The organism is Pseudodesulfovibrio indicus, from assembly GCF_001563225.1.
In the GTDB taxonomy this organism is placed as follows: Bacteria; Desulfobacterota; Desulfovibrionia; order Desulfovibrionales; family Desulfovibrionaceae; genus Pseudodesulfovibrio; species Pseudodesulfovibrio indicus.
On the sequence record NZ_CP014206.1, the window covers coordinates 2,885,170 to 2,905,000 of the forward strand.

Consider the following 19,831-nt stretch of genomic DNA (forward strand, 5'->3'; position numbering starts at 1 on the left):
TATTTCTCTCTTTATCTCTTCTCCCTCGCGGGAGACCCTATTCATTTCGCGCGGCCTCTCGACAGCCGCTCCAACACGATGACCACGCACACGCCCGCGACGCACAGCGCCAAGGCCAGGGCCACGCCGGAATCAAAACCGTCCGGCAGCACGTTCTGCGTGCGCAGGACATGCATCTTTCCACGAATGACCGCCGATTCCAAGACTTCTTTCCAGGGCCAGACCTTTCTGAGCGCCCCGATCATGAATCCGGTCAGCACGGACACCGTGGCCGCGTGCCATCTCTGTAACAGAAAATGGAGCACTCTGGAAAACAAAGCGATGCCCACCACCGCGCCGGCCCCGAAGGCGGCGATGACCACGAAGTTGTCCCAGATAAAGGGATTCTTGAGGGTCCGGGTGACGTATTCGTACTTGCCGAGCATGAGCAGCAGGAACGCCCCGCTGATGCCCGGCAGGATCATGGCGCAGATGGCTATGGAACCGCACAGAAAGATGAACGGCAGGGTCTCGGGCGTGGAAACCGGGATCATCCCCACCAAAAGATAGCTGGCCGCGGCGCCCAGCCCCACCAGGGCCAGGTTGGGGCCGTTCAGGGGCTTGATTTCCTTGCCCACCACGAAGATGGAGGCCGCGATCAGCCCGAAGAACAGGGACCAGATCTCCACCGGATGGTTGTTGAGCAGGTGGTTCATGAGCGAGGCCATGGTCACGATGGCGGTCAGGATGCCGAACAGCAGGCAGGCCAGGAAGCGCAGGTGGGTTTCGGCCACCGCCCCGGCCAGGTCCAGACGCAGCAGGCGGCGCAGGAAAAGACCGTCGAAGGACCGTATGGCGTCCACCAGGTCGCCGTAGATGCCGGTGATGAAGGCGATGGTCCCGCCGGACACGCCGGGGATGATGTCCGCCCCGCCCATGCACAGCCCCTTGAGCCAGAGCAGCACGGCCTCGCGCGTGTTACGCGGGCCGGGAGCGGCCATGAAGGCTTCCTTGAGTGACGGGGAACCGCGCATGCGTTCTCCTACCAGCCGTGGCTGCCCACGAGGTCCACGAAGGCCACGCCGCCCTTGTCGGTGCGGATGACCTCGCCGTCGCGCTTCTCCACGAGCACCAGGGTCTGGTTGCGCCGCGACTCGCCCACGGGGATGAGCATGCGGCCGTTGTCGGCCAGCTGGTCCACCAGGGGCTCGGGAACCTCCGGGCCTCCGGCGGTGACGATGATCCGGTCGAAAGGCGCTTCCTCGGGCCAGCCCATGGTCCCGTCGTCGAGCTTGAGCTTGACCGAGAACATGCGCATGTCCATGAACCGCTTGCGCGCGGCGTGGAACAGCTTCTTGATGCGCTCCACGGTGTGGACGTCGGCCCCCATACGGGCCAGGACCGCCGCCTGGTAGCCGGAGCCGGTGCCGATCTCCAGGACCTTCATGCCCGGCTCGACTTCAAGCAGCTCGGACATGAGCGCCACGATGTAGGGCTGTGAAATGGTCTGCCCCTCGCCGATGGGCAGGGGCGCGTCGCCGTACGCCTTGTAGGCCAGGGCCTCCTCCACGAAGAGGTGGCGCGGCAGCGTGCGCATGGCGTCGAGCACGCGCTCGTCGGTCACGCCGCGAGCCTGAATCTGGTCACGCACCATGCGCTCCCTGAGCCTTACCGGGTCAAGCATTCTGTCTCCTGGGAATAACGGTGCGCCATGAGGGAAAACACCTGCGGGATGCTGAACAGATTTTACCCACCAAGTCAACACGACCGGTAAATAATAACGAGAATAAAGCACCCATTGTTGACACATTTCCTTCTTTGATGGAGATTAGTTACAGACAACAGGAGGAGCTATGCTGAAGGTCAGGGACCTAATGACGTCACCGGTCTTCTCCCTCAGGGAGAACGATTCGCTGCACACGGCCCGCGAGCTGATGAACCTGCAGCGCATCCGGCACATCCCCATCGTCACCGTGGACAACACCTTTTCCGGGCTGCTCACCCACCGGGACATCCTCTCGGCAACCATCTCCAAGCTGGCCGGACTGGACCCGGAGACCCAGAAGGAAATCGACTCCGGCATCCCGATCCACGAGATCATGCGCACGGACCTCACCTCGGTCGAGCCGGGGACTCCGCTCAAGAACGCGGCCCAGCTGCTGCTCAACCACAAGTACGGCTGCCTGCCCGTGGTCGAGAACGGACTCCTTGTGGGCATCGTCACCGAGGCCGATTTCCTGCGCCTGACCATCAACCTCATGGAGGGGTTGGACGCCGAGGACTAGCCCCCTTCCCGCCCGAGACAGCGAAAGCCGCGCAGGTAACACGCGGCTTTTTTCTTTTATTCCGGCATATTGTATACACAGATATGGTTTCTTTCATCTCCCCTTGTATCCGTTCATGGAGTATTATAGAAATAATCTAGAATTAATCACACAGGAAGACCCATGAACAAAGACACCAGCCTGAACAAGAAACGCAGCACCCCGAAGCTGCCCCTGGGCGGCCTTCTGGCCGTCATCATCCTCCTGGCGCTCGCCGCCGGGCTCTTCATGATTTTCCGCGACACCACCCCGCCGGTGGTGACCATCACCCCCGACGCGCAGCAGCTCGGCAAGGAGTCCATCGTGACCGTCACGGTCCAGGACCCGGGCAGCGGCCTGCGTTCGCTGGACATCTACGCCGTGCAGAACGGGCAGCGCTCGCCCCTGGCCGTCAAGGCCTACCCCGGCGGCATCATGCAGGATGAGGAAACCATCACCCTGGCCAAGAGCAATCTGGCCGAAGGCGAATTCACCATCGAGGTCACCGCCCGCGACGCCTCCCTCTATCCCTTCGGAGCGGCCGGGCTGGTCAAGCTCGAAAAGAGTTATTCCCTCGACCTCACCCCGCCCCGCATCTACGTGGAATCCCCGGTCAACAACCTGAACCAGGGCGGCGCGGGCCTGATGATCTACGCCCTGAGCGAAGAGGCGGCCAAGACCGGCATCCAGTTGGGCGAACGGTTCTTCCCCGCCTATCTCCAGCCCGGCGCTTCGGGAGGCCGCTTCCTCTACTACTGTATGTTCGCCCACCCCTGGGACGTCCCGGCTCAGGACTTCAAGCCGTTCATCATCGCGGCCGACTCGGCGGGCAACAGCGCCAGGCGGTCCTTCAACTACCACACCAACCCCCGCGCCTTCCGCAGCGACCGGATCAACCTGTCCGATGGATTCATGGAGAAGACCATCCCGGAATTCCAGGGGCTGGTGCCCAACGAAGGGTCCCTGCTCGACCAGTATCTCTACATCAACAACGAAATCCGCAAGCAGAACCGTGCCAAGCTCGTGGAGTTCAGCCGCCAGACCAGCCCGGTCATGCTCTGGTCCGGCACCTTCGTAAGGCTGCCCAACGCGGCCAACCGCGCCCGGTTCGCCGACGCCCGCGACTACATGTATCAGGGCAAGAAGGTGGACCATCAGACCCACCTCGGCCTGGACCTGGCCTCCACCCAGCAGGCCCCTGTCCCGGCGGGCAACGACGGACGCGTGGTCTATGCGGACTTCCTCGGCATCTACGGCAACGTGGTGGTCATCGACCACGGCCTGGGACTGCAATCCCTGTACGCCCACCTGTCCTCCGTGGCCGTCGGGCCCGGCGACATGGTCACCAAGGGCCAGATCATCGCCCACACCGGGGCCACGGGCCTGGCGGGCGGCGACCATCTGCACTACGGGATCACGGTGGCCGGCATCCCGACCCAACCCATAGAATGGTGGGACGGGACCTGGATCAAGCACAACATCACCTCGAAGATACAGTAATCACCGGCGGCCCGCTTCAAGCGGGCCGCTTCCTTTGGTGGGCAGCCCTTGCCCCGGAACGGTTCCTGCAAGCTCCTGGAGACGGAATTCTTTTCCCACGGAGCATTCATGCAGATATCGACCGATACTTTTTCAGGCGGTACGGGCGGACTCGCCAGGCTGGTCTCGCGGGAACGGAACATCACCGCGGTGGGCGAGGAAGCCGAGGTCGAGGCCCCCGAAATCGGCGGCTCTCCCATCCCCATCGCCAAACAGCTCACGCCCGAGGAGGAGCAGCGCGTCCTCTTCCTCCAGAACCTCCTTGCCCAGACCCTGGCCATGGCCGACGGCAACCCCTCGGAAGAACAGCGGGAACGCATCCGGGAGATCGAACAGGAGCTGGAAAAGATCACCGGAGTGAAGGTCCGGTCGAGCCTCGCCTCCGCCACGAAAAACCTGCCCAAGAGCCGAGACGATGAGGACGAGGAACGGAACCGCGAAAAGGCCTGCCGCCTGGGCATCGACCCGGAAGAGGTCAAGCACCGCTACAAATCCGGGACGGCCCGGAACGACAACCCGGGCATGCAGATGCTCCGAAACAACGCCCTGCTGACATCCCTGGCCCTTGAGGACCTGTTCTCCGGGACGTCCGGCTAATCCAGAGCCGCGACCACGGCCTCGGCTTCGGCCAGTATCCGGTCCCGGTCCCGCAACCCGTCGATGAACCGCGCGGGAATCCCCCCTATCCCGTTCATGGCTCCGGACAGCGCCCCGGTCAGGCAGGCGCGGGCCATGTTGTTCCCACCGCCGTTGATGGCCGTGAGCACGGCGGTCTCGAAGTCCGGGAACCGGCTGGAGAGCCAGTAGGCGGCCGGGAGCATGAAGCCGAGCTGACAGGCCAGCCCGTAGATGCGGGCGATACCCTGGGGCGGCTCCACTACCAGGTTCGGATCGACCGCCGCATCGTACACGAAGGCGGGTTGCAGAAAGGCCTCGATCAGCCCCCTGTCCACTTCCTTCTGCGCCCATCCGGTCATGGCCTTGCCGGACTTCTCCAGGGACTTGCCGCGAATGAGGCGGCACACGGACAGCACGAACGCCAGGGATTGGGCCGCCACGAAGGGCTCGGCGTGGGTCAGCCGGATGTTGGCCATGGTGTGGGCGGCCAGGGTGCGGGGATCGTCGGCATAGCGCGCAGCGAGCATGACCCCGCGCACGGCGGCCTCGCCCGAGTCGGAAAGCCCTGCGGCCTCGGACCACGGCTTGCCCTCCCGCCTGGCCTTCCAGACCTCGCGCATGGCGATATCCGTGTACCGACCGCCCTGCGGGGTGCCGTCCAGGGTCGAGAGCAGCGCGTCCAGGCGGTCGGTAAAGTCGGATTCCACGTACTCGCCCCGCTCGGACAGGGAGCGGAGCAGCAGCATGGCCACCTGCCCGGTCTGGGACACGTCCCCTGCCCTGCATCCGTCGTGATACCGGCCCGGCTTGGGCGGCGCATAGTCCGTGATCCATTTGCCGTAGTCCGCGCGCAGCTCGTCCAGGTCGTAGTACCAGTGCGGCCCCAACCCCAGGGCGTCGCCGATGTACATGCCGACTATGGCGCCCAGGGCACGTTCCTTCATTGTGGGTTCGCTCATGAAAACCTCCAGGTTCCCCCCAGGATACACGAAAAGGGCCGGACGGCAAAACCGTCCGGCCCTTCTTTTGGCTGATTTCTTCGGGAACTACTGGCGGGCGGGCCGCTGGTGTTCTTCCTTGAGCAGCTCGGCGGCTATGGGCGGCTCGCCGTGCTGCCGAACCCAGACGGTCTTGGGACCGCCGGCCAACGCCTTGTCGATGACCTCGTCCATGGTCTTCACCGGGATGACTTCGAGATCCTTGAGGATGTCCTTGGGAACGTCCTGCAGGTTCTTTTCGTTCTCCGCCGGGATGAGCACGGTCTTGATCAGCCCGCGATGGGCGGCCAGCAGCTTCTCGCGCAGTCCGCCGATGGGCAGCACGCGACCGCGCAGGGTGATCTCGCCGGTCATGGCAAGGTCGTTGCGAATCGGGATGTTCAACAGGGCCGAGATGAGCGCCGTGGTCAGGGTGATGCCCGCCGAGGGGCCGTCCTTGGGCGTGGCGCCGTCCGGGACGTGGATATGGATGTCCACGAGCTTGTAGAAGTCGGGCTTGAGGCCGAGCAGGTCGGACCGGGACCGGATGTAGGACACGGCCGCGCGCGCGGACTCCTGCATCACGTCGCCGAGCTTGCCGGTGATCTCCACCTTGCCCTTGCCGGGCATGAGGACCACTTCCACCAGCAGCATTTCGCCGCCGAGCTGGGTCCAGGCCAGCCCGTTGCAGACGCCCACCTGGGCTTCGGCCTCGCGCTCGCCGTAGGTGTACTTGGTCACGCCGAGCATCTTCTGCAGGGACTGCTTGGATATCTGGATGGACTTGTCGCGGTCACCGGCCTCCACGATCTTCATGGCGGACTTGCGGCAGATGGAGGCGATCTCGCGCTCCAGGTTACGCACGCCCGCTTCCTTGGTGTAGTAGCGGACGATGTCCAGGACGGCGTTGTCCGAGACCTTGAGGTTGTCTTCCTTCAGCCCGTGCTGCTTGATCTGCTTGGGCAGCAGGAACCCCTTGGCGATCTCCACCTTCTCGGTCTCCAGGTAGCCGGGCAGCCGGATGATCTCCATGCGGTCCTGCAACGGCAGCGGGATGCCTTCCAGGCTGTTGGCCGTGGTGATGAAAAAGACCTTGGACAGGTCGTAATCGAGGTCCAGGTAATGGTCGTTGAAGGCGTAGTTCTGCTCCGGGTCGAGGACTTCGAGCAGGGCCGCCGACGGATCGCCCCGGAAATCGGCGGACATCTTGTCCACCTCGTCCAGGCAGATGACCGGGTTGTTGTACTGCACCCGCTTGAGGGACTGGATGATCTTGCCCGGCATGGCCCCGACATAGGTCCGGCGATGGCCGCGAATCTCCGCCTCGTCGCGCACGCCGCCAAGGGAGAGCCGCAGGAACTCGCGGTCCATGGAGCGGGCGATGGAACGGGCGATGGAGGTCTTGCCCACGCCGGGAGGGCCGACGAAGCAGAGGATGGGACCCTTCATGGTCTCCACCAGGGTCTGGACGGCCAGATACTCCAGGATGCGCTCCTTGGGCTTCTCAAGGCCGAAGTGATCCTCGTCGAGGATCTCCCGCGCCTTGGCGATGTCCACGTCCTTGTCGTCCTTGATGTTGTCCCACGGCAGGTCGAGCACCCAGTCGATGTAGTTGCGGACCACGGTGTACTCCGCACTGGACGACTGCATGGTCCGCATCTTCTTGATTTCCTTGCGGACGCGTTCGCGGTTCTCGTCGGACATGGGCTTGGCGTCCAGCTGGGCTTCCAGCTCCTGCGCCTCGGCCTGCGGATCGTCCTCGCGGCCCATCTCCTTGTTGATCGCCTTGACCTGCTCGTTCAGGTAGTACTCGCGCTGGTTCTTTTCCATCTGGTCCTTGACGCGCCCCTTGACGCGCTTCTCGATGGAAACGATCTCGATCTCGCCGAGCAGCAGCTCGTACACCCGCTCAAGACGGCGGATGGGATCGAGCTCCTCCAGGATCTCCTGCTTGCGGGAAAAATCGATCTTGAGGTGCGGCATGACCTGGTCGGCGAGCTGGCCCGCATCCTTGATGGTGGACATGGCCAGGATGGCCTCCGGGGCCACCTTCTTGTTGATCTTGCCGAACTCGTCCAGGGACTCCTGCACGGCACGGATCAGCGCCAGCCCCTCCGCGGAATCCGCGTGGGCCTCGGGCAGCGTGACGAACCGCGCCTTGGGGTAGTCGCCCTCGTCCTCGGCATAGGGGATCATGTCCGTGGCGGGGTCCCAGGACGCCCGGGAGACGCCCTCGAACAGCACCTTGATGGTGCCGTCGGGCAGCCGCAGCATCTGCAAAATCTTGCTCACCGTGCCCACGCGGTACAGGTCGTCCGCTTCGGGATGTTCCTTTTCCGGGGACTTCTGGGTGACCAGGAATATCTGCTTGCCGTAGTCGGCGACCGCGGTCTCGATGGCCTTGATGGAGGCCTCGCGTCCCACGAAGAGCGGGACGATGGATTTCGGAAACATGACCACTTCCCGAAGGGACATCATCGGGAGGGTCAGGGTTTCAGGGGATTTCTTGCCGTCGAAGCTGAAGGTCGGCATGGACTCCTCCGAGGGTTGAATATAGGACATCGCCCCCGGCTTGCGGGAGCGGTTGTCGTCGATGCAAGTGAAGTAAGGCCCGCGGACGGAAAGTCAATCCGGCGGCGTCCCTTAGGCGGACTTCACTTCCTGATGGTACATGAGCAGCGGCTCCATGTCCTTCTCGACCACGGCCTCGTTGATCACGCACTCGCGCACCTCGGGCATGGCCGGGAGCTTGTACATGATGTCGAGCATGGTCTTTTCCAGGACGTTGCGCAGGCCGCGCGCGCCGGTCTTGCGCTCGATGGCCTTCTTGGCGATGGCCCGGAGCGCGTTTTCAGTGAAGGTCAGCTCCACCTTATCCAGCTCGAACAGCTTGTGGTACTGCTTGATGAGCGCGTTCCGGGGCTCGGTGAGGATGCGCACCAGATCGTCTTCGGTGAGCTCCTCCAGGGCGGTCTGCACCGGGATGCGGCCCACGAACTCGGGGATCAGGCCGAACTTGATCAGGTCCATGGGCTCGGCCAGGGCGAACAGCTCGCTCAGGCTGACCTCCTTCTTGGCCTCGACCTTGGCGCCGAAGCCCATGCCGGAGCCCTGCTTGCGCTGCTGCACGATCTTGTCCAGGCCGATGAAGGCGCCGCCCAGGATGAACAGGATGTTCGAGGTATCCATGCGGATGAACTCCTGCTGGGGGTGCTTGCGCCCGCCCTTGGGCGGGATGTTGGCCTCGGTGCCCTCGATGATCTTGAGCAGGGCCTGCTGCACGCCCTCGCCGGACACGTCGCGGGTGATGGACGGGGAATCGCCCTTGCGGGCGACCTTGTCGATCTCGTCGATGTAGATGATGCCGCGCGAGGCGGCGTCGATGTCGTAGTCGGCGTTCTGGAGCAGCTGCACGAGGATGTTCTCGACGTCCTCGCCCACGTAGCCCGCCTCGGTCAGGGTGGTGGCGTCGGCGATGGCGAACGGCACCTTGAGCACCCGGGCCAGGGTCTGGGCCAGGAGGGTCTTGCCCGACCCGGTGGGGCCGATGAGCAGGATGTTGGACTTGTCGATCTCCACCTCGTCGGGGCCGGCATTGGCCGCGGCGTAGAAGACGCGCTTGTAGTGGTTGTGCACGGCCACGGACAGGATCTTCTTGGCCTGTTCCTGGCCGATCACGTACTGATCGAGCAGCGCCTTGATCTCCTGGGGAGGCAGGAGGCGTCCGTCCTCGAACTCCTCGCTGATGGTCTCCTGGGCCATGATGTCGTTGCACAGCGCGACGCACTCGTCGCAGATGTATACATCCGGCCCGGCGATCAGTCTCTGGACCTCCACCTGGGTCTTGCTGCAGAACGAGCAGCACAGATCGGATGAACTGTTCTTCTTGTCGGTCATTTCTCTTAACCCTTGATGCTTTCGTCCACGTCCGCCCTGGACTTCATGACCTTGTCGATGAGTCCGTATTCGAGGGCTTCCTGGGACGACATGAAATAATCGCGGTCGGTGTCCGCGGTGATCTTTTCCAAAGTCTGCCCGGTATGGCCGGCGAGGATGCCGTTCAACTCGTCCTTCATGCGCAGGATCTCCCTGGCGTGGATGGAGATGTCCGAGGCCTGGCCCTGGGCGCCGCCCAGCGGCTGGTGAATCAGGATGCGGCTGTGCGGCAGCGCGTAGCGCATGCCCTTCTCGCCCGCCGCGAGCAGGAGCGAACCCATGCTGGCGGCCTGGCCCAGGCAGAGGGTGGCCACGGGCGCGGAGATGTACTGCATGGTGTCGTAGATGGCCATGCCCGCGGTGACCACGCCGCCGGGGGAGTTGATGTACATGTAGATCTCCTTTTCCGGGTCCTCGGACTCCAGGAACAGGAGCTGGGCGCAGATGAGGCTGGCCACGTGGTCGTCGATGGCGCTGCCGAGCAGGATGATCCGGTCTTTGAGAAGTCGGGAATAGATGTCGTACGCACGTTCCGTGCGACCGGTAGTTTCGATGACCATCGGAATGGCGACCATGTACGTCTCCTTGAGAAGGCTCTTATGCGGGTTATCGGACATCCAAAGGGAAACGTTAGCCTTCATGCACCCCGAAACGGGGTATCAGCACACATATCCACTCTGTTTCACGTCATTTCAGTATGAGATATTTCCCCTGCCAGGACAAGGGGAAACTTGCCGGGCGGGCCTGTACCAACATAGGCACGCGACGGCCGGGGTCAAGGTCCCCCGAGAAAAAAAACGGCGGCCCGGAACAGTCCGGACCGCCGCGAATTCGTCTTGTCTCGACAGGCTACGCGTTCTCGGCCAGGAACTTGTCGGCGCGCTCCTGGAGCTTGGCCAGGGAGTACCCCTTGGCGGTGGACTCCTTGAGGCCCAGGTTGGCCACGGCCCATTCAACGGCCTCGGCCTTGTCCTGGAACTGGATTCCGCCTTCGGCGGGAGCGGCTTCCTTCTTGGGCTCGGCCTTCTTGGCGGGCTTGCCGTCGGTCGGGGCCGGGATCAGCTTCACATCGGCGCTGTCGTAGATCAGCTCGGACGCCTTGTCGCACAGCAGACGGTCCTTCAGCGGCATGATGAGGTTGTTGTCCTCGTAGTACTTCTTCAGCTCATGCAGGGGCTGACGGGACTGGACGGCCAGCTGGGACAGGGTGGCCTCGATCTCCTCGGGGGAGATTTCCAACCCTTCCTCGGCGGCAACGGCCAGCAGGAAGATCTCGGTCTTGACCGAGGTCTCGGCCTCCTCGCGGAAGCCCCCACGCAGCTCTTCGGGGGTCTTGCCCAGGGACTGGAAGCCCTTGCCCTGGCGGTCCAGGCGGTATTCCAGGTCCTTCAGCAGGCGGTCGATGCGGTCCTCAACCATGGAGGGCGGCAGCGGGAATTCCTTGATCTCTGCGATGATGGAGTTCAGCAGCTCGCTCTGGGCGGCGGACTTGTTCATCTGCTTGCGCTGGGAGGCGTAGGACTCGCGGATGCCCTTGCGCATGGTCTCGACGTCCTTGAAACCGGCCTTCTGGGCCACGGAGTCGGTCATCTCGGGCTTGACCCGCTCCTTGACCGCGTGGACCTTGGCCTTCATGGTCACGGTCTGACCGGCCAGGTTCTCGTTGATGAAGTCGGCCGGGAAAGTGATGTCGGTCTCGCCGGACTCGCCGGAGGACAGGGTCTTGAGCAGCTCCTCGAACTCGGGCAGGGCCTGGCGCTGGCCGAGCAGCAGGTCAAAGTTCTCGGCCTGGATGCCGTCCACGATCTTGCCGTCCTGGTAGGCGCCGAAGCTCACGGAAACGACCTCGCCGTCCACGCCGGGACGAACGTCCTCGATGACCTTGACCTCGGAGTTGTTCTCGAGGATGCGCTCCTCGACCTCGGTGACCTCCTCGTCGGCCACGACCACGTCCACTTCCTCGACCTTGCGGCCCTTGTAGTCGGGCAGGTCGAGCTTGGGAGCGACCTCGAACTCGATGGAGTAGGAGAAGTCCTCGTCGCGGACCAGTTCCTGGGCATCAACGTCGATCCGGGACATGGGCTGCATGGAAAGGCCGCTCATGATCTCGTTGATCTGGTAGTTGATCAGGTCGGTGGTGGCTTCGCCGTAGACCTGCTTGCGGAACTTGGACTCGATGACCGAAGACGGCACCTTGCCCTTGCGGAAGCCCTTGACGTCAGCCTGCATGCGATACAGGGCGATGGTGGCGGAAAGGGCGGCGTTGACCTCTTCGGTGGGAACTTCGACCTTGATCTTCCGCTTTACCGGAGAAAGCTCTTCAACTTTGTAATCCATGGAATGTATCCTCCTCAAAACGCCTGGGCAGGCGCGTAAATATGGCACTTTGTGGTGCGGGCGGAGGGACTCGAACCCCCAAACCGTGAGGTACCAGATCCTAAATCTGGCGCGTTTACCAATTCCGCCACGCCCGCAAAAAGAACGTGATGTTTAAGCAAGCTCTCGCTGATATGTCAACCTAAAGGGGAGCCGGAAGCGCGGAAATCTATATCACGTCGGGGCTTTTGGCCATTTTCGAGGCGACTTTCCGCAATTCGACCAGCAGTTCATGCACATCACCCGCCAGGAAATAGACCACCGGCTCCCGACCAAAGCCGCCCGGATCGCCCACCGCCCGGACCGAACCGGCGTCCGCAAGGGACGAGAGAACCGCGAAAGCGCCCCACTCCTCGAACCCGCCGGAATCGCCCGACGCATAGGCGGGCGCGTTCTCGCGGTCCATCCAGGCGATCTCAACCCCCAGCTCCTCCAGGGCGCGGAGCAGCTCGTCCCCGGCCCCCAGTGTCATGGCGCACCCCATGCCGGGGCACACCCGGCGCGCGGAGAGCAACAGGGCCGCGGTCCTTGGGCAGCTCCCGAACTCCGGGTAGCCGACCACGTCCACCTGGTCCCTGGCCGTGGTGATGAAGCCGCCGGAGAACCCAGCCACGTCCGAAAGCCGGTCTGCAAAGGGTACGGCCACGGCCACGTTTGCCCGGCCGCGTGGGAGCATGGCCCGCATCCCGGCGGCGCTGGAGAGCCGCCTGCCCAGGTCGTCCACCGAAGCCAGGACCGACGCCCTTGCCCGCTCCTTGATCCACGGCGCGAGGTGGTTGGGCGGTCCGCCCCCCTCCCCCAGCCGGAATCCGGCGCGCAGGGCCAGGTTGAGGTATTCCTGCGCCCGCAGGATGGCCGCCCCCATATCCAGGCCGAATCCCAGCCCGGTGGCGATGGCCGCGGACAGGGTGCAGCCCGTGCCGTGGGTGAAGATGGTGTCCACCCGCTGCTGCATGAACGGAATCGGCTCCCCGCCGGAATCCATGAACCAGTCGGTGACCGCCGGAGAGTCGTTGTGCCCGCCCTTGATGAGCACCGCCTTGGGCCCCATCTTGAGCAGCAACCGGGCCGCCGTGAACGCGTCTTCGCGGGTCTCGATCTTCATGCCCGTGAACAGCTCGGCCTCCGGCAGATTCGGGGTCAGCAAATCGGCCAGGGGAAACATGTGGGTCCGCATGGCCTCCACGGCGTCCTCCTGGAGCAGCCTGGCCCCGGAGGTGGCCACGCAGACCGGGTCCACCACCAGGGGAAAAGTCTTGTTTCCGAGCAGGCCGGCCACGGCCTCGATGATGGGGGCGGAAAACAGCATGCCGGTCTTGGCCGCACCCACCCGGATGTCGTCGAGCACGGTTTTGAGCTGCAAGGCCACGAACTTGGCGGACGGGGCGTGGATACCGGTCACGGTCGCGGTGTTCTGGGCGGTCAGGGCGGTGATCACGCTCGCGCCGTAGCCGCCGAGCATGGTGATGGCCTTGATGTCGGCCTGGATGCCCGCGCCACCGCCGGAATCGGACCCGGCAATGGTCAGGATGCAGGGAATTCGGTCCATGGTTCAGCCTCCAAAAAAAACAACGATCATCGGCAGGTGATATCACCTGCAACCGACAATCGCAGCAAAAAAGGGGGAGAGACGGTCAAAGCCGTCGATTTAGCCGCAGGAAAGCTTGACGTAATCTTCGATGGAGACGCCGTTCCACGCCTTGCTGACCCAATACGCCGTGGCCCAGATCATCAGGGCGGTGGCCTGGAGGTCGGTCAACCGGCGCAGTTTCACTTCGAGATTGGATTTGCTGGCCCCGTGCTGGATGTGCACGCTGTGCTCGTCGCAGGCCTCCTCGACCCGCAGGAGCAGATACGCCTGCTTGGACTGGTTGGGCAGCAGCTTCACTTCCTTGTGGGATTCGAGGATGGTTTTCAGCTCGGCGACGGAGAAGTCGCTGGAGACGTTGCGGATGGACTTGAAAAAGACATCCACGGCCCACGGCAGGATGAACTCGGCGCCGGCGCTCTTGGTCTTGAAATAGTCCTTGAGCCACTTTTCCTGATCATGGGTAATTCTAGCAGCGACCTGGGGCATACCGTCTCCTCCAAAGTGAACCGGCGAAACTGACTACCTGTAGTATATTTGGCAGTAGCTATATAATTGAAACTGCCGAATCAATCAAGAGTTTTTCTAGAAGAAGCTTGAATCAATTCCAGATTCTAGCCGTTGAAGACCGTCTTCAACTGGCGGAACAGGGTCAGCAGCAGCGCGTCGGGCGCGTCGTTGCCGTCGATGTTCAACCGGATGATCTCGGTGACGATGTTCCGGCTGGGCGTAATCGTCTTCTTGGCCACAAGGATGATGTTCTGCTCCCGGCCCTTCTCGCGGTCATCCACGCGCACCACCAACACCCAATGGGAGTCCTGTTTCTTCCAGGAGGTCTCCACGGTGACCATGGCGGATTCCTTGCGTTCGATGAGCTGAACGAACGCCTCCAGGGAGAAGTGCTTGTTCCCCTTGCCCTGAACGCCCAAAAATTCGCCGCCAGAGCGGATGACCAGCGGGCTGGACAGGAATTCGGCGGGCGGAAAGTCGATGGACGCCCCCTCCTCCCCGCCGGAAAGCTTGCGCTTCAGCGAGGCGACCTCTTCACGCAGCGCCCGGACCGACTCCGCCTGTCGACCGGCCTCGGCCTCGCGCTCGGCGCGGAGCGCGGCCACCTCGTCGCGCAGGGACCGGATCTCGCTCCGGAACAACGACTGGTTGTCCAGCACGTCGGACATCCGAGCCAGAACACCGGCCAGCTCTTGAAATCCCGCCCTCGGCTCACCTTGATCAAAACATTGATCAGGCTGTTGATCATTCAATAACACACTGAATTTAAGAGCTAATTCCCTTTCAATTTGTTCAGTGGACCAATTGTCGTTGAACATCTCTCGAATCCTCCTGAATATCTCCAACACCTCGACGGGATACCGCGTACGGCGCCCGCCGCCACCTTCGGACGGAATATATTTTTCAAATTTATCCTTGTAGTAGACGATGGTAGACGGCGGTATGTCCAACTGCCTCCCAACCTCTCTCAAGCTGATAAATTTCTTATTCATGCCGAAAACGCCTTGTTGATCATTATTCTTCACTTTGTTCATAATTGAGAACCAGCAAGCCTGTCAACAAAAAATTGATTATAACTGATCAATACTGACCATTCCGTTGGACAAAAAAAGGGTGCGGCATCTGACGATGCCGCACCCTTGCGATTGCCGAGAAAGACGGATTACTATTTTTCGAGCTCTCCCCGGACTTCCTTGAGGGACTGCAGAATCTCCTGCATCCGATCCCGAAGTTGCTGGTCTTCGAGAGTGTTGCCGAGGTAGGCGGCCTTCATGGCCATCTCATTGACCATGCCGTGGGCCAGCAGCTTTTTCATCTGGACCGGGACGCCCTCCTCCATCTGCACCATGCGCTGGTCCAGGGTGGAAATATCGTTGCGCATTTCGCCGAGGCTCTTCACCTCTTCGGTCAACCCGGCAATGTTTCGGTTCATGCCGAAGAAAAAGATGACCAACAGGACCACGACGAGCAGCGACACGACGATCGCCACCTTGCTCATGTCCTTGTTGGTTGCAGCCTCACCGGCAATCTGGCGCTCGCATTCCGCGGACTCGCCGGATTTGACGGTCTCTAACTTGTGAACCTTGTTACCTTCGGCACTCATATCGTTCTCCATTGTATTTACTTGCTTCGATCTCCTCGCCTCAACTTTTGATCCTATACTAAACACTGACTGAGGAATCAAGAGTGGTGGCGGTTTTGTCCGGGCAAAAGCCTGCCTCCCATTAGAGGACATATAATTCTTAACTTGTAATACGTATTAACTTGACACACTGAATTGAATGACGGATAGAATACAAAAGTGATTGAACTTTTATATAACAACTATGATCCAGTGAATGCCGTTGTATTGACTACATGACCTGAAAACCATTCATCAAGGAGTTTGCGATGGAAGATTATCTGCAAGAAGCATTGGAGATCGTCAAAGCGCAGGCTGGTGTCCGCACCATGACGGAGGAAGAAATCACTTCCATGGTGCAGAAACTGGCTGCCGGCATCAAAGCCATTGCCGAGGGCGAGGTTCTTGAGAGTGCCGCCCCGGCCACCGTTGATCCGCAAAAGGCCATCCGTGAGAAGTCCATCCTTTGCTGTGCATGCGGAAAATCATTCAAGGTCCTGACCAAGAAGCATCTGTCCACCCACAACATGACTCCGGAAGAATACCGCGAGCATTACGGGTACAAGAAGAAACTCCCCCTGGTCTGCAAATCCCTTCAGCGCGAGCGTCGCAAGAAGATGAAGGAGATGCAGCTTTGGACCAAACGCGGCAAGAACAAATAGCCCCACCAAAAGCAAAGAGGCCCGGAACAGAATTCCGGGCCTCTTTTTTTATTTCTTGAGCGTTCGTTCGAGCATCAGATCCACGGTGTCCTCGATGCGCTTCCACCCTTCCTCGGATTGAAGCGACACCCCGCCAAGGGTACGGTGCTTCCTGGAACGGACGGCAAGGAAGTTCATGGCACCGGCCATGATCAACACCAGTGCAGTCAAATCCACCTCTTCCGGCGGGTCCTCATCCATCAGCTCGAAGAACTCCAGGGCGGTCCTGACTCGGTTCTCCTCCAGGGCGCGGGTCAGATCGTTTCGCTCGATAGCCTCCCAAGCAAGGATCTCCAACGTCAGGGGACGTCGTAGAATCGCCCGCAGATAGCGCTTGAAGAAGAGCGAAAAGAGCTTGTTCGGCGGCAGACTCCGGATGGATTCGCTGTCACCGCCCATGAGCTCCTCTCCCGAGGGCCAGAACTCCAGGGTCCGGCCGTATTCGGCAACCAGCCCCTGCAACCCGCTGAAGTAGCGGTAGATAAGTTTTTTGTCCACGCCCGCCTCGCGAGCGATCTGATTCACCCCTAGACGCTGGAATCCAACCTCGGCAATGACCTTGCCGACGGCCTTGACCAGCTTCTCCTTGGTGATCTCCTTATTCCGAATGGGAATGACCTTTGGTACCGCATTGAGATGTGCCACGGTTCCTCCCCTTTTCTTATAGTAATGGTCGTCGCTTGTTTCAGTATCGCAAACGAACACGCCATCAGCAATGAGAATCACCTTAAATCCGAGATGAGACGCCCTTCCGCCCACTGCATCCAAGCATAGGCCTTCAATTCGGCCACCAGGCTCTCCTCACGCTCGTCCCTTTGGGATGAGCGCCCAATGCCGCGCACTCATCCGTCAGAGCCCCATGGTTCGGTGCTTTGAAGAGCTGGTCGAAGGTGCGCTTCTCAGGAACGGGATCACAACGTGTTGGTGCCTCCAACGGCTTCCCTCGAAAAAGGGAAAGTCGACCGTCCCCTCTGACACGGCTCCTTGGCACCAGAGAACACCGGTACCCGCTCACCGGCCTTCCTGGCGCACCAACAGCGGCTCTCTCCCCGCGTCCGCACGGACAAGGCTTTCGAGAATGGGTCAGCCGGTCATTTTTCGAATGGGCGGGTGAACGCAGCGTATTAGGTCATACGTGAGGACCACCCGCTCTTTCGGGAAATGGGCGGATGGCCTGCTCTCGGAAGCCGCCGCCCGCCGGGCAAAACAAAAGCCCCCAGTCAGAGACTGGGGGCTTGAAATATTCCTTGGCGGCGACCTACTTTCCCACACGCTACCATGCAGTATCATCGGCGATGGAGGGCTTAACTACCGGGTTCGGAATGGGACCGGGTGTACCCCCTCCTCTTTGGCCACCAAGAAAATTTGGTGAACGTAGAGTTCGAATATATAGTCAATAGGGAGAAGAGAGAATTCCATTAGTTGTTAAATAAGCCGCACGATCTATTAGTACTGGTCAGCTGAACAGCTCACGCTGCTTACACCTCCAGCCTATCAACCTTGTAGTCTTCAAGGGATCTTCAGGGACATAAGTCCAGGGAGAATTAATCTTGAGGCGGGCTTCCCGCTTAGATGCTTTCAGCGGTTATCCTTTCCGAACATAGCTACCCTGCAGTGCCACTGGCGTGACAACAGGAACACCATAGGTTCGTCCACCCCGGTCCTCTCGTACTAGGGGCAGACCCTCTTCAATTCTCCTACGCCCACGGAGGATAGGGACCAAACTGTCTCACGACGTTTTAAACCCAGCTCGCGTACCACTTTAAACGGCGAACAGCCGTACCCTTGGGACCTGCTTCAGCCCCAGGATGTGATGAGCCGACATCGAGGTGCCAAACCGCGTCGTCGATGTGAACTCTTGGACGCGATCAGCCTGTTATCCCCGGCGTACCTTTTATCCTATGAGCGATGGCCCTTCCATTCGGAACCACCGGATCACTAAGACCAACTTTCGTTCCTGCTCGAGATGTCTCTCTCACAGTCAAGCTCCCTTATGCCTTTGCACTCAACGGCTGGTTTCCAATCAGCCTGAGGGAACCTTTGCAAGCCTCCGTTACATTTTAGGAGGCGACCGCCCCAGTCAAACTACCCACCAGACAATGTCTCCACACCGGATAACGGTTATGGATTAGATATCTAAGTAATAAAGGGTGGTATTTCAAGGGTGACTCCACGCATACTGGCGTACACGCTTCAAAGTCTCCCACCTATCCTACACATCATTAATCAAATACCAATGTCAAGCTGCAGTAAAGGTGCACAGGGTCTTTCCGTCCTTCCGCGGGTACCCGGCATTTTCACCGGGAATTCAATTTCACTGAGTCTCTGGTTGAGACAGCGGGGAGATCGTTACGCCATTCGTGCAGGTCGGAACTTACCCGACAAGGAATTTCGCTACCTTAGGACCGTTATAGTTACGGCCGCCGTTTACTGGGGCTTCGATTTAGAGCTTCGCTTGCGCTAACCCCACCTCTTAACCTTCCAGCACCGGGCAGGCGTCAGTCCCTATACATCGTCTTACGACTTAGCAGAGACCTATGTTTTTAGTAAACAGTCGCCCCCCCCGATTCCTGCGTCTCAAATCCGCTCACATAGCTAAATGGTCACGGAATCGAGCACCCCTTCTCGCGAACTTACGGGGTCATTTTGCCGAGTTCCTTAACCAGAGTTCTCTCAAGCGCCTTGGTCTGCTCGACCCACCTACCTGTGTTGGTTTGCGGTACGGTATGCATACGCTAAACTTAGAAGCTTTTCTTGGCAGCATGGAATCAACGGCTTCAGTCAGTTTAATGACACGGCATCACGTCTCAGGCATCTAGAACTGCGGATTTGCCTACAGTTCAACCCTACTCGCTTGCACCGGGATATCCAACACCCGGACCGTCTATCCTCCTGCGTCCCTCCATCGCACACGTATACATGTACAGGAATATTAACCTGTTTCCCATCGACTACGCATTTCTGCCTCGCCTTAGGGGCCGACTTACCCTGGGAAGATTAGCTTTACCCAGGAAACCTTAGGTTTACGGCGAATAAGTTTCTCACTTATTTTATCGTTACTCATGCCAGCATATTCACTTCTCATTAGTCCAGCAAACCTCACGGTTTACCTTCATCCCATCTGAGAACGCTCTCCTACCGCTCACAGCAAGCTGTGAACCCAAAGCTTCGGTACAATGCTTAGCCCCGTTACATTTTCGGCGCAGAATCGCTAGGCCAGTGAGCTATTACGCTTTCTTTAAAGGATGGCTGCTTCTAAGCCAACCTCCTGGATGTATCAGCAACTCCACCACCTTTCCCACTTAGCATTGATTTCGAGACCTTAGCTGTTGGTCTGGGCTGTTTCCCTTTCGGCCACGGGCCTTCGCACCCATAGCCTGACTGCCACACATCATTTACCGGCATTCGGAGTTTGATAGGGGTTGGTAACCTGGTGGGGCCCCTAGCCCTGTCAGTGCTCTACCTCCGGCAAACTAATGTGACGCTATACCTCAATATATTTCGGAGAGAACCAGCTATCACCGGGTTTGATTGGCCTTTCACCCCTATCCACAAGTCATCCAAATCGTTTTCAACCGATACTGGTTCGGCCCTCCACTTGATTTTACTCAAGTTTCAGCCTGCTCATGGATAGATCACCCGGCTTCGGGTCTAATCCGCAGTACTTGACGCCCTATTCAGAC

At 60.3% G+C, this 19,831-nt stretch carries 16 protein-coding genes, 1 tRNA gene, 2 rRNA genes and 1 pseudogene (1 of these 20 cut by a window edge); 4 read left to right on the forward strand and 16 right to left on the reverse strand.

What is annotated here, in order from left to right; genetic code table 11:
* Positions 1–41 precede the first annotated feature (41 nt).
* Positions 42–1,013 (reverse strand): DUF368 domain-containing protein, encoded by a 972-nt coding sequence (locus AWY79_RS13115; RefSeq protein WP_066804769.1) that lies wholly within the window; start codon positions 1,011–1,013, stop codon positions 42–44.
* A gap of 8 nt (positions 1,014–1,021) precedes the next feature.
* On the reverse strand, positions 1,022–1,663 hold the full coding sequence (locus tag AWY79_RS13120; RefSeq protein WP_066804772.1) for a protein-L-isoaspartate(D-aspartate) O-methyltransferase: 642 nt from the start codon (positions 1,661–1,663) through the stop codon (positions 1,022–1,024).
* A 169-nt stretch (positions 1,664–1,832) separates the two neighbouring features.
* On the opposite strand from AWY79_RS13120, the gene AWY79_RS13125 reads away from it, so the two are divergent.
* The 3 genes from AWY79_RS13125 to AWY79_RS13135 all read left to right on the forward strand — a co-directional run bounded on the left by AWY79_RS13125 (position 1,833) and on the right by AWY79_RS13135 (position 4,418).
* Positions 1,833–2,264 carry a CBS domain-containing protein gene (locus AWY79_RS13125; RefSeq protein WP_066804775.1) on the forward strand — a complete coding sequence of 144 codons (432 nt, stop codon included), beginning with the start codon at positions 1,833–1,835 and terminating at the stop codon, positions 2,262–2,264.
* 162 nt (positions 2,265–2,426) lie between these two features.
* Complete coding sequence (locus AWY79_RS13130) at positions 2,427–3,782, forward strand: M23 family metallopeptidase (protein WP_078063777.1); 1,356 nt, start codon at positions 2,427–2,429, stop codon at positions 3,780–3,782.
* 108 nt (positions 3,783–3,890) lie between these two features.
* Positions 3,891–4,418, forward strand: coding sequence for a hypothetical protein (locus AWY79_RS13135; RefSeq protein ID WP_133987361.1), 528 nt, complete (start codon positions 3,891–3,893; stop codon positions 4,416–4,418).
* Here the strand turns inward: AWY79_RS13135 and AWY79_RS13140 are convergent.
* From AWY79_RS13140 to AWY79_RS13185, 11 genes and pseudogenes are all read right to left on the reverse strand, one after another.
* Entirely contained in the window at positions 4,415–5,398 is a 984-nt protein-coding gene (locus AWY79_RS13140) for an ADP-ribosylglycohydrolase family protein (protein ID WP_066804781.1), read from the reverse strand. The two genes, AWY79_RS13135 and AWY79_RS13140, sit on opposite strands and share 4 nt — an antisense overlap.
* An 87-nt stretch (positions 5,399–5,485) precedes the next feature.
* Positions 5,486–7,948, reverse strand: coding sequence for an endopeptidase La (gene lon, locus AWY79_RS13145; protein WP_066804784.1), 2,463 nt, complete (start codon positions 7,946–7,948; stop codon positions 5,486–5,488).
* Between the two features lie 111 nt (positions 7,949–8,059).
* Positions 8,060–9,313 (reverse strand): ATP-dependent Clp protease ATP-binding subunit ClpX, encoded by a 1,254-nt coding sequence (gene clpX, locus AWY79_RS13150; RefSeq protein WP_066804786.1) that lies wholly within the window; start codon positions 9,311–9,313, stop codon positions 8,060–8,062.
* Positions 9,314–9,318: 5 nt separating this feature from the next.
* Entirely contained in the window at positions 9,319–9,927 is a 609-nt protein-coding gene (gene clpP, locus AWY79_RS13155) for an ATP-dependent Clp endopeptidase proteolytic subunit ClpP (protein WP_066804788.1), read from the reverse strand.
* Positions 9,928–10,201: 274 nt separating this feature from the next.
* The gene (tig, locus tag AWY79_RS13160; protein WP_066804791.1) at positions 10,202–11,689 is read right to left on the reverse strand and encodes a trigger factor; all 1,488 of its coding nucleotides are present in this window, start codon (positions 11,687–11,689) and stop codon (positions 10,202–10,204) included.
* 52 nt (positions 11,690–11,741) lie between these two features.
* Positions 11,742–11,826: transfer RNA gene (locus AWY79_RS13165), tRNA-Leu, on the reverse strand.
* A 71-nt stretch (positions 11,827–11,897) separates the two neighbouring features.
* Positions 11,898–13,277 carry a bifunctional hydroxymethylpyrimidine kinase/phosphomethylpyrimidine kinase gene (thiD, locus tag AWY79_RS13170; protein ID WP_066804794.1) on the reverse strand — a complete coding sequence of 460 codons (1,380 nt, stop codon included), beginning with the start codon at positions 13,275–13,277 and terminating at the stop codon, positions 11,898–11,900.
* A gap of 99 nt (positions 13,278–13,376) precedes the next feature.
* A complete protein-coding gene (locus AWY79_RS13175) occupies positions 13,377–13,805 on the reverse strand; it encodes a hypothetical protein (protein ID WP_066804797.1) in 429 nt (142 codons plus the stop codon).
* A gap of 125 nt (positions 13,806–13,930) precedes the next feature.
* Positions 13,931–14,494 (reverse strand): MerR family transcriptional regulator, encoded by a 564-nt coding sequence (locus AWY79_RS19405; protein ID WP_233491063.1) that lies wholly within the window; start codon positions 14,492–14,494, stop codon positions 13,931–13,933.
* A gap of 117 nt (positions 14,495–14,611) precedes the next feature.
* A pseudogene (locus AWY79_RS19410) lies at positions 14,612–14,860 on the reverse strand (MerR family transcriptional regulator); the annotation flags it as partial.
* Positions 14,861–14,991: 131 nt separating this feature from the next.
* A complete protein-coding gene (locus tag AWY79_RS13185; RefSeq protein ID WP_066804802.1) occupies positions 14,992–15,429 on the reverse strand; it encodes a hypothetical protein in 438 nt (145 codons plus the stop codon).
* A 287-nt stretch (positions 15,430–15,716) separates the two neighbouring features.
* On the opposite strand from AWY79_RS13185, the gene AWY79_RS13190 reads away from it, so the two are divergent.
* On the forward strand, positions 15,717–16,109 hold the full coding sequence (locus AWY79_RS13190; protein ID WP_066804804.1) for a Ros/MucR family transcriptional regulator: 393 nt from the start codon (positions 15,717–15,719) through the stop codon (positions 16,107–16,109).
* 48 nt (positions 16,110–16,157) lie between these two features.
* Here the strand turns inward: AWY79_RS13190 and AWY79_RS13195 are convergent, their stop codons facing one another.
* From AWY79_RS13195 to AWY79_RS13205, 3 genes are all read right to left on the reverse strand, one after another.
* Positions 16,158–16,793 carry a TetR/AcrR family transcriptional regulator gene (locus AWY79_RS13195; protein WP_066807242.1) on the reverse strand — a complete coding sequence of 212 codons (636 nt, stop codon included), beginning with the start codon at positions 16,791–16,793 and terminating at the stop codon, positions 16,158–16,160.
* 600 nt (positions 16,794–17,393) lie between these two features.
* A 5S ribosomal RNA gene (rrf, locus tag AWY79_RS13200) occupies positions 17,394–17,508 on the reverse strand.
* A gap of 65 nt (positions 17,509–17,573) precedes the next feature.
* A 23S ribosomal RNA gene (locus AWY79_RS13205) occupies positions 17,574–19,831 on the reverse strand; it runs 680 nt beyond the window's last position.